This window comes from Bradyrhizobium frederickii (genome assembly GCF_004570865.1).
GTDB lineage: Bacteria > Pseudomonadota > Alphaproteobacteria > Rhizobiales > Xanthobacteraceae > Bradyrhizobium > Bradyrhizobium frederickii.
Map to the genome: position 1 here is coordinate 133,244 of NZ_SPQS01000004.1, position 13,684 is coordinate 146,927.

At 65.9% G+C, this 13,684-nt stretch carries 16 protein-coding genes; 6 read left to right on the plus strand and 10 right to left on the minus strand.

Going from position 1 to position 13,684, the window contains the following annotated elements; translation table 11 throughout:
• Nucleotides 1–23 precede the first annotated feature (23 nt).
• The 3 genes from E4K64_RS08435 to E4K64_RS08445 all read right to left on the minus strand — a co-directional run bounded on the left by E4K64_RS08435 (nucleotide 24) and on the right by E4K64_RS08445 (nucleotide 2,468).
• Nucleotides 24–329, minus strand: coding sequence for a hypothetical protein (locus E4K64_RS08435; protein WP_135163101.1), 306 nt, complete (start codon nucleotides 327–329; stop codon nucleotides 24–26).
• A gap of 110 nt (nucleotides 330–439) precedes the next feature.
• Nucleotides 440–1,090 (minus strand): response regulator, encoded by a 651-nt coding sequence (locus E4K64_RS08440; protein WP_135163102.1) that lies wholly within the window; start codon nucleotides 1,088–1,090, stop codon nucleotides 440–442.
• 7 nt (nucleotides 1,091–1,097) lie between these two features.
• Nucleotides 1,098–2,468, minus strand: coding sequence for a sensor histidine kinase (locus E4K64_RS08445; RefSeq protein WP_135163103.1), 1,371 nt, complete (start codon nucleotides 2,466–2,468; stop codon nucleotides 1,098–1,100).
• A 200-nt stretch (nucleotides 2,469–2,668) separates the two neighbouring features.
• On the opposite strand from E4K64_RS08445, the gene E4K64_RS08450 reads away from it, so the two are divergent.
• From E4K64_RS08450 to E4K64_RS08470, 5 genes are all read left to right on the plus strand, one after another.
• Complete coding sequence (locus E4K64_RS08450; RefSeq protein ID WP_135163104.1) at nucleotides 2,669–3,451, plus strand: MotA/TolQ/ExbB proton channel family protein; 783 nt, start codon at nucleotides 2,669–2,671, stop codon at nucleotides 3,449–3,451.
• The gene (locus tag E4K64_RS08455) at nucleotides 3,448–4,134 is read left to right on the plus strand and encodes a DUF2135 domain-containing protein (RefSeq protein ID WP_135163105.1); all 687 of its coding nucleotides are present in this window, start codon (nucleotides 3,448–3,450) and stop codon (nucleotides 4,132–4,134) included. The genes E4K64_RS08450 and E4K64_RS08455 overlap by 4 nt, the downstream gene beginning before the upstream one ends.
• On the plus strand, nucleotides 4,127–4,732 hold the full coding sequence (locus E4K64_RS08460; protein ID WP_135163106.1) for a hypothetical protein: 606 nt from the start codon (nucleotides 4,127–4,129) through the stop codon (nucleotides 4,730–4,732). Before E4K64_RS08455 ends, E4K64_RS08460 begins: the two co-directional genes overlap by 8 nt.
• A gap of 115 nt (nucleotides 4,733–4,847) precedes the next feature.
• Nucleotides 4,848–5,588, plus strand: coding sequence for a metallophosphoesterase family protein (locus E4K64_RS08465; RefSeq protein WP_126260892.1), 741 nt, complete (start codon nucleotides 4,848–4,850; stop codon nucleotides 5,586–5,588).
• A 5-nt stretch (nucleotides 5,589–5,593) separates the two neighbouring features.
• Nucleotides 5,594–7,045 carry a serine/threonine protein kinase gene (locus E4K64_RS08470; RefSeq protein WP_135163107.1) on the plus strand — a complete coding sequence of 484 codons (1,452 nt, stop codon included), beginning with the start codon at nucleotides 5,594–5,596 and terminating at the stop codon, nucleotides 7,043–7,045.
• 26 nt (nucleotides 7,046–7,071) lie between these two features.
• On the opposite strand, the gene E4K64_RS08475 is transcribed toward E4K64_RS08470, so the two are convergent.
• The 4 genes from E4K64_RS08475 to rpe form a co-directional block, all read right to left on the minus strand.
• Nucleotides 7,072–7,260 carry a hypothetical protein gene (locus E4K64_RS08475; RefSeq protein ID WP_126260894.1) on the minus strand — a complete coding sequence of 63 codons (189 nt, stop codon included), beginning with the start codon at nucleotides 7,258–7,260 and terminating at the stop codon, nucleotides 7,072–7,074.
• Between the two features lie 23 nt (nucleotides 7,261–7,283).
• On the minus strand, nucleotides 7,284–7,463 hold the full coding sequence (locus E4K64_RS08480) for a hypothetical protein (RefSeq protein ID WP_135163108.1): 180 nt from the start codon (nucleotides 7,461–7,463) through the stop codon (nucleotides 7,284–7,286).
• A gap of 5 nt (nucleotides 7,464–7,468) precedes the next feature.
• A complete protein-coding gene (locus tag E4K64_RS40215) occupies nucleotides 7,469–7,612 on the minus strand; it encodes a hypothetical protein (RefSeq protein ID WP_167771890.1) in 144 nt (47 codons plus the stop codon).
• Nucleotides 7,613–7,775: 163 nt separating this feature from the next.
• Nucleotides 7,776–8,477, minus strand: coding sequence for a ribulose-phosphate 3-epimerase (rpe, locus tag E4K64_RS08485; protein WP_135163109.1), 702 nt, complete (start codon nucleotides 8,475–8,477; stop codon nucleotides 7,776–7,778).
• Nucleotides 8,478–8,727: 250 nt separating this feature from the next.
• On the opposite strand from rpe, the gene E4K64_RS08490 reads away from it, so the two are divergent.
• Nucleotides 8,728–9,510, plus strand: coding sequence for an EF-hand domain-containing protein (locus E4K64_RS08490; RefSeq protein WP_135163110.1), 783 nt, complete (start codon nucleotides 8,728–8,730; stop codon nucleotides 9,508–9,510).
• 12 nt (nucleotides 9,511–9,522) lie between these two features.
• Here the strand turns inward: E4K64_RS08490 and E4K64_RS08495 are convergent, their stop codons facing one another.
• The 3 genes from E4K64_RS08495 to E4K64_RS08505 are packed head-to-tail and all read right to left on the minus strand — an operon-like array spanning nucleotide 9,523 to nucleotide 13,646.
• A complete protein-coding gene (locus tag E4K64_RS08495) occupies nucleotides 9,523–9,735 on the minus strand; it encodes a KTSC domain-containing protein (protein WP_135163111.1) in 213 nt (70 codons plus the stop codon).
• 50 nt (nucleotides 9,736–9,785) lie between these two features.
• A complete protein-coding gene (locus E4K64_RS08500; protein WP_135163112.1) occupies nucleotides 9,786–10,781 on the minus strand; it encodes a P1 family peptidase in 996 nt (331 codons plus the stop codon).
• Between the two features lie 57 nt (nucleotides 10,782–10,838).
• Complete coding sequence (locus tag E4K64_RS08505; protein ID WP_135163113.1) at nucleotides 10,839–13,646, minus strand: PAS domain S-box protein; 2,808 nt, start codon at nucleotides 13,644–13,646, stop codon at nucleotides 10,839–10,841.
• Nucleotides 13,647–13,684: the final 38 nt, after the last annotated feature.

The window sequence follows — 13,684 nt, forward strand, 5'->3', positions numbered from 1 at the left end:
CATTCAATTCGCGGTGCGGAGGATCAACCTCTCGCCTTGTGAAGAAGGGCGCCGTTTCGAAGCGAGGGCGATGAAACCGAATGTCTTCGCGCTTGGAAGGCAGGATCGGACGATGGCACGACCGGCGGACTTTCCGGATATGCATTGACCGCGATCTCGACGGCGTCTTTTGACCGCTTTCGAAGATGGTAGAATGTCAGCTCCTGATCGAGCATCGGGCAGCGGAAGTGGACGACGGCGGTGTCGGGCAGGCGGCAGAGTTCGTCGATCAGCTCGCCTACCGTGATAATGGGGGGATGGTCGACTGACTTGTGATGACCCTTGCTCATGACCCTGTACTCCTTCATTGCCGGGTTAACCGGAGCCGGATGGTCTCCGTTCCAATTTCGTTCGGCAGATTGAGAACCTTCGGGGCCAAACCGGTGCGGCAGCTCTGCTGCTAGATCCTCGTCAGACCGCACGTCGCGGCGAGCCGCACCAGCTGCGCATCCGTGCGTGCGCCGGTCTTGGTCTTGATCAGGTAGTGATAGTTCTGCACCGTCTTCACACTGAGATTGAGATACGCCGCGATCTGCTCGGTGGTGGCGCCGCCGGCGAACTGGCGCAGGATCTCGATCTCGCGTTCCCCCAACTGATCCAGCACTGAACCCGACGACAGGCTGTCCTCGGCGAGGACATGCGCGATGTCGTCGCTCATGGCACGCTCGCCGCGGGCGACGGCCCGGATGGCGCCGACCACGGCGGACGGCTCGCTGCTCTTGGTGACGAAGCCGCTGGCGCCGGCGCCGAAGGCGGCTTTCACCAGCACGGCCTCGTTGTGCATGGTGAAGACGAGGATCCGCGCCCGCGGGCTGCGGGCGCGGATATTGCGGATCGCCTCCAGCCCGCTCGCGCCCGGCATCGAGATGTCGAGCACCACGACATCGGGGTCATGCGCCTTGAAGGCGCCATAGGCGTCCGCGGCGTTGTCGGCTTCCGCCACGACATGCAGATCGCCCTGGCTTTCCAGCACGCGCCGGTAGCCTTGCCGGACGATCGGATGGTCGTCGACCAGCAGCACGGAGATGCCTGTTGCTGCGACCTCGCTCATGTCGACCTCACGCGGCGAGCGGGATGGTGGCGGCGACGCTGAGGCCGCCGCGGGCAGGCAGGATCGAGAGCGATCCGCCGGCCGCATTGACGCGCTCGCGGATGCCGGTGAGGCCGAAGCCGGCCGACTGTGCGACGCGCGCCGCATCGCCGCCGCCGTCGTCCTCGACCCGGATCAGCAGCGCGTTGTCGTCGCCGGTCCGTCGTTCGATGCGCAAGGAAATCTCGCGGGCCGCGCTGTGACGCAGCGCGTTGGTCAGGCATTCCTGCGCCACGCGATAGGCTGTGGTGGCGGCCGCTCCCCGCACGTCCGTCAGGTCGCCTCTGAGGTCGAGCCGGATCGTCGGCCGCGCCGCGCTCTGCGAGCGCCAGCTGTCGACGAGATTGACGAGGCTCGCCTCGAGCCCGAGCTCCTCGGGCAGAGGATTGCGCAGGCGCTTCAGCGCATCGCGGAGCGAGGCCATCAGGTGATGGGTGGCCTGCGAGATCATCCGCGCATCCTGTGCGATGCCGATGTCGGCGTTTCCCTTCTTGCTCGCCGTCTCGATCGTGTTGGCGAAGGCGAGAATGGCGGACAGATTCTGCCCGAACTCGTCGTGCAGCTCGCGGGCGAGGGCGCGGCGCTCGTCCTCGCGGATCTCGATCAGGCGCCGCGTCAGCGCGGCGCGCTGCTCGGTGGCTTCCTCCAGGCGGTCGCCGAGCTCCTCGACGGCGCCGCCGATCATCGCCAGCTCCATCGAGCGGAAGCGCGGCAGTCTGGTGCGATATTGTCCGCGCGCCATGCGCTGCAGCGCCGTCACGATCGCGCGCGCCGGGGCCAGCGCATGCGCAATCGCGAGCGATGCCAGCACTGCGATCGCCGCCGCCATCAACAGCGCCACATCGATCACGTTGAGGATGTATTCCCAGGCGAGCGAGATCGCGGCGGCGGCATCCGGCGTCGCGACCACGGTGCCGGCGGAAGCGGCGCGGGGACTGACGGGCCGCACCACCTCGGCGTGGCTGCCGAGGAAAATCGGCACGATCGCGGCGAACCAGCGCGGCGGAGTCTTGCCCAGCCCCTCGCTCTGGCCGCAGAGCGGCTTCTCGAATGCCGCGGCGGGCTGGAACTCGACGCAGACGCCGGGCGCGATCAGCTTCATGGTCTCCAGGGTGCGCCAGTCCGGAACGGGCAGGATATGCTCGCGGGCCCTGCTGCTACGCAACAAAAGCTCGCGCCAATAAAGCGCCTGAAGCGCCTGCGCGACCCGCTGCGCCGAGGCTGCGGTCGACCGATCGACGCTGCGATAGGCATCGAACGTGGCCCAAATGGTTGCCGCGCCAAGGCACAGGGCCACGATGAGCAGCAGACGGGCGACAAGCTGAAGCACGAGGCGCATGCGATCACCCTCGACGTTTGATAAGGTCAGCCTAACAACGCCGCCGCGCCTTGCCAATTGCGGGGTTCGGCAGGATTGCAGCTCGGGCAAATTTCCCAAGCCGGATTGGGCATGGGTCTTTGGACCTGATACGGCCGCTTTGATCTAATCGGGTGGAAATCTTGATGGGCCAATCGTTGCGGCCCGAGGAGCGTTGCAGCATGAGTTCGATGACGATTGGACCGATCGCGCCGGCCGCGACCGACCCGTCCGAGCGCAGCGCGCTCCTGTTCTGGATGATCTTTACCGGACTTTCGATCTTCGCCGTCGTGCTGCTGTGGCGGTTCGGCCTGATCCATCTGATGCTGACCTCTGACCGCACCTACATCTCCAGCGTCATCGCGCTGCTCTACGTCGTCACCTGCGGCCATTGCTTCCTGCGCACGCGGGCGATCGCGCGGGAGGGCGCGGCGGCGCGGCGCTGCCGGGCGGCGCTCGCGGCCCCCGATGGCGGCAAGGTGCTCGATGCGCGTGCGGCGGCGTTGCCGCGCGGGTTGGTGCGGGATCACATCGAAAGCCTGGTGACCAAGGCCGCGGCGCAGGATTTTCGCCCGGTGGATCAGACGCTGCTGCTGCGAAATCTCGCCGATCGGCTGCGCGGCTCCAACGGGTTCGGCGCCTTCGTCTCCGACACGCTGATGAAGCTCGGCCTGCTCGGCACCATCATCGGCTTCATCATCATGCTGGCACCGATCGCGGGGCTCGATGCCGCCGACAAGGTCGCGATGCGCTCCTCGATGGGGCTGATGAGCGACGGCATGGCGGTCGCGATGTACACGACGCTCGCCGGCCTCGTCGGCTCGATCCTGGTCCGCATCCAGTATTACATGCTGGATGCGGCGACCCAGCGCGTGTTCTCGGATGCGGTGGTGCTGACCGAGACCTATGTGACGCCGGTGCTCGAGCGCAAGGGCGCGGCAATCAAGGGCGCCACCCCGTCATGATGGATGATTTCGGCCTCTATCCGCGCGAGGAGCCGTTCGACCCTCTGGGCGTGATGCTGTTCAAGGCGCTCCAGGTGATCGCGTTCCTGTTCTTCCTGGCGCTGCTCGCGGTCTCTCCGGATGCCAAGGAGGGCAAGATCGACTCCAAGGCCGAGTTCATGATCACGTTGGACTGGCCGGACAATCACCCCGATGATCTCGACCTGTTCGTGCAGGATCCCGCCGGCAACATCGCCTGGTACCGCCACCGCGAGGCCGGCTTCCTCACCCTCGACCGCGACGACCGCGGCGGGGCCAACGACTTCATCATGGTCGCCGGCAAGAGGGTCGCCTCGCCGATCCGCGAGGAGATCGTCACGGTGCGCGGTGTCCTCGCCGGCGAATACACCGTCAACGTCTCGCATTTCGTGGCCACGACCGGTGAGCCCGTCACGGCCAACGTGAAGGTGCAGAAGCTCAATCCGACGGCGCAGGTGGTGTTCGACAACAAGTTCACGCTCGACCACACCGGCGACGAGAAGACCGCGGTGCGGTTCCGGATCGATGCCGAAGGCAAGGTCGTCAACGTGGACCAGCGTCCGAAATCGCTGCTGGAGACGTTCCGCAGCGGCTGGCGCAACGGCGCCGATCTCGATCCGAGGACCGGTGTGAGCAGGAATCCTGTGAGGATACGCCGTGACTGATCTGCAGACCGTCATCCTGACGCTGTCGGTCGCTTACGCCGTGATCGGCGCGCTGCTGCTGGTCGTGCTGGTCTATGCGCGGCTGCACTGGTCGCTGAAGGCGGTCGCGGTGATCGTGACCAGCGCCTTCTATGTCGTCAGCTTCACCGAGATGCGCGGGCTGCTCGGCTGGGCCAGTTCCGACCGGCTGCCGGCGACCTTCAAGCTGCTGAAGGCCCGCATCGTCGAGCCGCATTCGCTTCAGGGCGATCGCGGCTCGATCTATCTCTGGGTCGAGCAGCTCGACGAGGACAATCGTCCGAGCGGTATCCCGCGGGCCTTCCGCGTGCCCTACAACGACAGGCTCGCCGACAAGACCCATGCCGCGGAGAACGAGATCGCACTCGGACATCCGCAAGGCGGCCGCGCCGCCGATTTCGGCGGCGGCGATGGCAGCCTGATCGACCTGGTCCGCGAATATGTGACGCCCAAGACGATCTTGGAGACGAGCGGCGGCGATTCCTCGACCGGCGAGTTCACCGCCCCGCCGGCCGGCGCGCAAGGCGCCGTGTTCACCCCGCTGCCGCCGCCCCGAATGCCCCCGAAGGACGAGCAATAGGCTCGTCACCATCGCCCGCAGGGCGCTGGCAATCCGTGTGGCGCTGGCGCATCTTCTTGACCTCCCTCAATTTGGCCCTATCGGCCTTCAATAAGAATTCGAGGGTGGAGGGTGTGTGCTCCTAGCTGTCTTTTCGGATATCCATGGCAACCGGCAGGCCTTCGAGGCCTGCCTGAAGGTCGCCCGTGCGAAGGGCGCGGAGCAATTCGTCCTGCTCGGCGATTTCGTCGGCTATGGCGCCGATCCCGAATGGGTTGTGGATACCGCGATGGAGCTCGTTGCCCAAGGTGCTGTCGCCGTGCGCGGCAATCACGACCAGGCGGTCAATTCCTCCGCAGAGACGATGAACGCCGAGGCGCAGGTCGCGATCGAATGGACCCGTGGCCGGCTTGACACCGCGCAGCGGCGGTTTCTGACCGAATTGCCGATGCTGGTCGAGGACGGCGATCGGCTCTTCGTGCATTCGGAAGCCTCACACCCCCAGCGCTGGCACTATGTCCGCTCGACGGTGGAGGCCGCCAAGAGCCTGATCGCGACACCGGCCCATGTCACGTTCTGCGGCCATGTCCATCGTCCCGCGCTCTATTCGATGTCGGTGACGGCAAAGATGACGAGCTTCGTGCCGAAGACCGACGTCCCGGTGCAGCTCTTGCGCGGACGGCAATGGCTCGCCGTGCTCGGCTCGGTCGGCCAGCCCCGCGACGGCGATCCGTCGGCAGCTTTCGTCTTGTTCGACACCGAATCGTGCCAGATCACCTATTGCCGCGCGCCCTATGACGTCGCGACCGCGGCGGGCAGAATTCGCGACAACGGTCTGCCGCATTGGCTCGCCGACCGGCTCTCGCAGGGGCGCTGAAGGCAATGCCGAAGCCTCTGGTCAAATCCGGCGCGGTGATCGATGGCTACACCATCGGCGAACGCGTTCATGCCGGCGGCATGGCGACGCTGTGGACCGTCACCCATCCCGGCATCGACGTGCCGCTGCTGATGAAGATCCCGCGGGTCTCGGAGGGCGAGGACCCCGCCGCGATCGTCTCCTTCGAGATGGAGATGATGATCCTGCCGCGGCTCGCGGGCCCGCACGTCCCCACCTGCTTCGGCACCGGCGATTTCGCGCACCAGGCCTATGTCGTGATCGAGCGCATCGGTGGCGCCACGCTCTATAAGCGGCTGCCCGAGCTGCCGTTGCCCTATGACGAAGCGCGGCAGCTCGTCGCCAGGATCGCGAGCGCGCTGGCCGATCTACACCGGCAGAACGTGATCCATCACGACATCAAGCCGAGCAGCATCATGTTCCGCGAGAGCGGCGAGGCCGTGCTGATTGATTACGGCCTGTCGCATCACAATTACCTGCCGGATCTGTTGCAGGCGGAGTTCCGCCTGCCTTACGGCACTGCGCCCTACATGGCACCCGAGCGGCTGTCGGGCGTGCGCGACGATCCCCGCAGCGACCTGTTTTCGCTCGGCGTGCTGCTGTATTTCTTCACCACAGGCGAGCGGCCGTTCGGCGAGGGCGAGACGCTGCGCGCGATGCGGCGCCGGCTGTGGCGCGATCCGCATCCGCCGCGCAAGCTCTGCCCCGACTATCCGCCCTGGCTCCAGGAGGTGGTGCTGCGGTGTCTCGAGATCGAACCGGTGTGGCGCTATCCGACGGCGTCCCAGCTCGCCTTCGATCTTACCCATCCCGACCAGGTCAAGCTCACCACGCGCTCGGAGCGGGTCAAACGCGACCCGCTCAGCGTCGCCTGGCGTCGCCGCTTCAATCTGGGCGTCATGGCGCCGCACGCGAAATCGGATGTCGCCGCCCAGATCGCATCGAGCCCGATTCTTGCTGTCGCGCTCGACACGGTCGAAGGCGCACCGGAGCTCAACGAGGCGCTGCGCGTGACCACCGAGCGCATCCTCGCCACCCTGCCGTCGGCGCGGCTCGCCTGCGTCAACGTGCTCAAGCTGAGCCGGATCGCGGTCGACCGTACCTTGGACGAGCAGGGGTCCAACAAGCATATCGACCGCCTGGTCGCGCTCCGGCATTGGGCGATGCCGCTCAAATTGGATGAGAGCCGGCTGACGGCTCATGTGCTGGAGGCGGTTGATCCCGCCGCCGCGATCCTGGAATTCGCCGAGGTCAACCAGGTCGACCACGTCATCATCGGAGCGCGGCAAGACTCATTCAGGCGCACGCTGCTCGGCAGCGTATCGGCCAAGGTCGCTGCGGAAGCCAGGTGCACCGTCACGGTGGTGCGGCCGCCGCGGATGGCTGGCGACGCCGGCGAGTCCGATGCCGGCGAAGCACCGGGCGAAGCACCGGCATAGGCTGCCTGCCGACTTGAACGGGTGGATCAGGCGTGGGCGGACTGAGCGAGCCGCTTGCGGCGGATCGGCCAGGAGAATTGCGGGCCGGGCTCGCCGTGATCCGCGCTGCCGCCGAAATACTGAATGATCTCGCGGCAGGGCTCGCAATTGAACAGGTTACGCGACGCGGATGCCTTGGTCATTTCCTTCAGGCAGTTCGGGCAGTGCGGTTTCATGGGTAAGTCCGAAAAAAGAAGTGTCAGTGTCGGTGCTGCGAGGCCAACGAATGATCGAGGTCCGTCGTGTCGAGCCTGACGTCGCCGTCCATCGCCCCATCGGTGCGCTCGAGGCGGCCGAAGAAATAATCAAGGCCCGGATGCGGACGGCGCGGGATCCGGCACCTGCGCTTCGGCTGGCGCTTCACGAGCGTGATCTGCATGGCGCTCAACCCCGACGACGATGAAGCTGGATGACGCGGGCAGGGGTCTTGGCCTTCACCGGTCGCGCCACATACAGGCTGCGGGCCGCAATCGCCGCATTGAACGCCAACCACAACGCTACGCCAGTCCAGAGCAGGATCGCCGTCATGATGTCCTCCCGTCAAAAGCAGGCAGGAATCACTTGCGGTGATTTGCGCGAATCAGTGAAGCCCGGATGAGTACGGATCAAGACTGCAATTTTAGGCATTGCGCATTGCAACACCCGTAAGAGCCGCAGATTTTTCTGCGGTCCGCCTGGGTCCTGATGCAGCTCAAATCGCTTCGCCGCGGGCCCCTAGCGCCGCGTTGCGGATCGCGGCGATGTTGGCCTTGTAGGCATCCTGCGTGCCGCCCCGGAATACGGATGTGCCGGCGACGAAGGCGTTGGCGCCGGCCGCAGCCAGCGCGCCGGCGACATCGGGGCCGACCCCGCCGTCGACCTCGATGTCGATCGGGCGTCCCGCCGTCATCGCGCGGATGTCGCGGATCTTTCCGATCGCGGAGGGAATGAAGGCCTGGCCGCCGAAGCCGGGATTGACCGACATCACCAGCACGAGGTCGACGAGATCGAGCACGTATTCGAGCGCGCTGACCGGCGTGCCTGGATTGAGCGAGACCCCGGCCTTCTTGCCGAGCGCGCGGATCGCCTGCAGCGAGCGGTGCAGATGGGGGCCGGCCTCCGCATGCACGGTGATGTGGTCGCAGCCGGCTTTCGCAAAGGCCTCGAGATAGGGGTCACACGGCGAGATCATCAGATGCGCATCGAACACCTTCTTCGTGTGCGGGCGCATCGCCTTGATGATGTCGGGACCGTAGGAAATGTTGGGAACGAAGTGACCGTCCATCACGTCGAGATGGATCCAGTCGGCGCCGGCGGCGTCCACGGCGCGCACCTCCTCGCCGAGCCTGGAGAAATCCGAAGCCAGAATCGAGGGCGCGATGGCCAGGGGGCGTGGGGCGAAGGCTTGGGTCATGGCGGTTTCCCGTGGCGGCCGTGAAAGATGGGCCTCGCCTAACATGGGCCTCCATGGCGGGCAATGCAGGGTAGGCGCGCTTGCTGTGGGCGGAAAATTCTGCCGCGGCCGGCACGAATTGCCGGTGTTCCCCGGCCGTCCAAGGCGCGGCGGAGCCGGATTTCATTGAACTTTTTGCGCTGGCACGACGCTTGCTGACATCGCCTGCAGAACATTGGCCGCGGCATGCCGCATCGGTTGGAGTTGTGCAATGTTGTTTGCCCTTGGGGCCGTCGGGGCCGTATCGAGCGCGCTCGATGCGATTCAGTCGCTGACAAACTCGAAATCGTCCTCCTCGACGCATAAGACGGGATCGGCGCAGAGCGCGACCAATCCGTTCGCGATCGACAGCGGTAGCAGCAACACGACCAGCGGCGCGACCTCGTCGGTCAACTCGGGCAATTGCGCGCAGATTTCGCCGGAAACGATGAGCGCGCTGATCGCCGCGCAGAGCCAATCGTCCGACGGCAGCAGCGTGGCGACCTCGTCGACCTCGACGTCGAAAGGCCGGGATGCTGCGCTCAAGGATCTGTTCTCGCAGATCGATGCGGATGGCGACGGCAGCATCACCAGGTCCGAGTTCGAGGACGCGCTGGGCGCAGGCGGGACCAACCTCGCGCAGGCCGACGACGTGTTCTCCAAGCTGGATGCGAACTCCGACGGCGACGTCAGTCTCGACGAGATGTCGAAGGCCCTGAAGAGCGGTCACCACGGCCACCATCACGCGCAAGGTGCCGGCGGCTCGGGCGATGGATCGGATTCCTCGTCGAAGTCCGGCGGCGGATCGACCTCGACGACGACGACCGCTGCCGACGGCTCGACCACCACCACCGTCACCTATGCCGACGGCTTCAAGATGTCGACAACGGTGCCGGGCGCCTCCAGCGCCCGCAATTCGGCCTCTGATCTGTTCGCGCAGTTGATGCAGCAGCAAGGCGGCCAGGGCCAGGGCTCTTCGGCGGCGGCCGGTTCGTCGATGTCGATGAGCGTCTGACCGGCATCCGGATCAGCCGGCATATTCGTTCGTGATGTCACGATAGACATAGCGGTCACGGATTTCGTGGTTGAAGAACGCGCCCTTTGAGCGCGCGTCCCGGAACGCTGCAGCGACCTCGGGCGGAACGTCCTCGTAGACATAGAGGCGACCGCTGACGAAAGTCACCTTCAGCTCCCGCGTGTCGGGCGCATAGCGGAAGAACCGGATCACGTAAGACGGCATGGCAGCACACCTGGGGCCGCCAGGGTAACGCCGTATCAGCCGTTTCGTTTCTAGCCGAATCTGTCCTGCCACGCCGGCTGCGCCCCCGGGAACGGCAGCGCGGTCGCGCTGTACACGGCGCGGCCGATCGCGCGCGCGACCACGTTGGCGGCGACGGTGCCGAGCTCGGTAAGGCCGACCAGCGGCTCGATCGGCTTCTCGCCGGTCGCCGCCGCAAACAGCACGTCGCCATCGGTCGGTGCGTGCACCGGATAGATGGCGCGGGCGAAGCCGGTGTGCGCGATCATCGCCAGCCGCTTGGCCTGGGGTTTGGTCAGCACCGCGTCGGTCACGACCGCGCCGATCGTGGTGTTTTCCCGCGCGCTCGCCGCCGGACCGCCCTTGATGCGCATGCGGAGCATGTCGTCGGTGAACGTGTCGGGCAGGCCGCGGCCGCCGAATTCGCCGCCGATCTCGAACGGCGCCGCCCAGAACCAGGGCCCGTCGCCGACGGTAACGCTGCCCACCGCGTTGACGGCGATGATCGCGGCGACCTTCACGCCATCAGGTGTCACCGCCGAGGCCGAGCCGAGCCCGCCCTTGAATGTCGCGGTGGTGGCCCCTAAGCCGGCGCCGACGCTGCCGAGCGCGAAGTCGGTGCCGGCGGCAGCGGCCGCGGCGTAGCCGAGGTCGCGATAGGGCGAGAAGCGTCCCCAGGCCTTGTCGCCGCCGTTGAGCAGATCGAACAGGATCGCGCCCGGCACGATCGGGATCAGGGCTTCGCGAACCCTGAAGCCGCGCCCCTGCTCGGCGAGCCAGGCCTGGACGCCGCCGCCGGCATCGAGACCGAAGGCGGAACCGCCGGACAGCGCGATCGCATCGACCCGCTCGACGGTGTTGGCGAGATCGAGCAGGGCGTCCTCGCGCGTGCCGGGACCGCCGCCGCGCACGTCGATCGCCGCGACCGCGGGGGAATCGAAGATGATCGCGGTCGTGCCGGTGGCGACTTTGGCATCCTCGGCATGGCCGACGCGGACCCCTGCAATGTCGGTGAGCAGATTCTTCAAGGTGGCCTCGTGCGCTGAAAGGAGCTCGCCTTGCGATAGCGCAGGGATGCCGCAGGCTCAACTCGCCAGTGCCGTCCTGAGCATCTTGGCGAGTTCGGTCTTGCGGTAGGGCTTCGCCAGCAGCAGCACGCCGGAATCGAGCCGGCCGTGATGGACGATGGCATTCTCGGTATAGCCCGAGGTGAAAAGAGTCTTCAGATCGGGGCGGCGGCGGACCGCTTCGTCGGCCAGCTGACGGCCGTTCATGTTGCCCGGCATGATGATGTCGGTGAAGAGCAGGTCGATGGTCTTGTCGTTGTCGAGGATGGTCAGGGCCTCGGCGCCGTTGGCGGCCTCGAGTGCGGTATAGCCGAGGCTCTTGACCTGGGTCACCACATATTGCCGCACCAGCGCATCGTCCTCGACGATCAGGATCTTCTCGTTGCCGCCGGTGACGGGCGCATTCTGCAGCGCCTCGAACTCGCTCTCCTGCACGCCGCTCGAGCGCGGCAGGTAGATCTTCACGCTCGTGCCATGGCCTTGCTCGCTGTAGATCTTGATGTGGCCGCCGGACTGCTTGACGAAGCCGAACACCATGCTCAATCCCAGCCCGGTGCCCTTGCCGACCTCCTTGGTGGTGAAGAAGGGATCGAACACGCGGTCGATCAGCTCCGGCGGGATTCCGGAGCCGGTGTCGCTGACCGCGATCATCACGTAATTGCCGGCGGCGACGTCAGGGTTCATGCTGGCATAGCCGTCGTCGAGGAAGATGTTGCGGGTCTCCAGCACCAGCGTGCCGCCCTCGGGCATGGCGTCACGGGCGTTCAGCGCGAGATTGAGGATTGCGGTGGACAATTGGCCGGGATCGACCAGCGTCGGCCAGGCATCCTCGGTGAGCTGCGGCACGATGGTGATCTGCTCGCCCAGGGTGGGGTGCAGTAGCTTGGCGGCTTCGAGCGCCAGCGCGTTGACGTCGATCTCGCGGGGCTGGAGCGGCTGCTTGCGGGCGAAGGCCAGCAGATGCTTGGTCAGCTGCGCGCCGCGCTCGGCGGCATCGTCGATCAGCTTGGTGATCGCAGCCAGCTCGGGGCGGTCGGCGACCGCGTCGGCCAGGATGCCGATCGTGCCGGTGATGACGGTCAGCACGTTGTTGAAATCGTGGGCGACACCGCCGGTCAACTGGCCGATGGAGTCCATCTTCTGGACGTGCCGGAACTGGGCTTCGGCGGCCTGCTTCTCCGTGAGATCCCGGCCGATGAAGAAATGGCGCTTCACGGGCTCGGACCAGGTGCCCATCCAGTTCAGCGTGACCTCGTGACCGTCGTAATGATAGTAGCGCGCCTCGAAGCTGCGCTTGACCGCGCCGCGCCGCGCCGCCCGCATCTCCTCCCGCGTCTTCTCGAGGTCGTCAGGATGGATGAACTCGGTCGCGCTGTGCCCGATCATGTCTTCCGGGTTGAAGCCGAGGATGTTCTTCACGCTCGGGCTGACCTGGACGAAATTGCCGAAACCGTCGGTGACCAGGATCAGGTCCTGCGAGGTCTCGAAGATGCGCTGGCGCTCCTCGGTCTCGCGGCGCAGCTTCTCGCGCGCCTCCTTCTCCTCCGTGATGTCATGGGCGATCTTGGAGGCGCCGATGATCTCTCCGTGGTCCGATCTCAATGGCGAAACATTCAGGACGACGTCGAGCGCGCGGCCATCCTTCCGAATCCGCACCGTCTCATGCTGGGCGATCGACTCGTTGCTGGCGATCCGGTTGAGGATGCTTCTGACTTCGTGCTTGCGGTCCGGCGGCACGATGATGTCGATCGACCGTCCGACGGCCTCCGCGGCGGAATAGCCGAACAGATGCTCGGCGGCCTTGTTCCAGCCGGTGATGATGCCGTCGAGCGTCTTGGTGATGATGGCGTCGTTGGAGGATTCGACGACGGCGCCGTACAGCGCGAGGCGCTTGCCGTAGTAGTCGCGTTCCGAGGCCGATTGCTGGCGCAGCCTGCCGACGAGGCCGACGGTGTGCACCTGAAGGCGGACGTTCTCGATCAGCAGCACCGCGAGCACGAAGCTCGACGCGCAGAGGCCGTAGAGACGGCCGGCGTAGAAACCGAGATCGAAGCGCGCGACGTTGACGATCGCGGACAGAGCGACGTCGAACAGCCATGCGCACATCACGACCATGAGCCAGACGTCGATCACCGAATGCGGGCGGCGGAACCACAGCGAAACCAGCGCGGCGAAGCTCAGCGACCACACGAAGGACACGACCCCGATCATGGTCGCTGTGTAACGGCCGTCGCGGAGCAGAACCGGCAGCAGATCGTGCTGGGCGGTGACGATCCAGGTAAAGACACCCATGGCCGCGACGACGCCGAGCGCGACGGCGCAGATCGCGGTGCTGGTCGGACCCTGGATCCTTGGGCCGCCGTCCTTTTCCTTCTGCCAGGCATAGCCGAGCACGAACAGCGGGAAGACGCCGTGCCAGATCATGTAGAGCCAGACGGTGGTCTGGCTGCCCGCGCCAAACAGCCCGGTCGGGGTGAACAGGCCGGGGAAGGTGAGGGCGTGGACCAGCGCCGCGGCGGCGGTGAAGAGATAGCCGGTCGACAGCCACAGCAGCGCACGGGTCCGCAACACCGAAAACTGCGATAGCAGCAGCACTGCCGTGATGATGTCGCTCACGGCCAGGGCTGATTGATAACTCGCGACGAAGGCCGGGACCGGCGGCAGCGGGATACTTGCGAACGGAACGGCCAATGCGAACAGGATCGACGAGATGCTGACGATCCACAATGCCGCGGTCCGATCGGTTGACGTGGCCGGCAGAGTAGAAAGAAATGTGCTTCGGTCGATCGCAGGCGCGTTCATCTCGTGCAGACCCGTTTTGAGCATCTCCGCAGTTCCAAGATCGGGCAGTCTTGACCTCCACG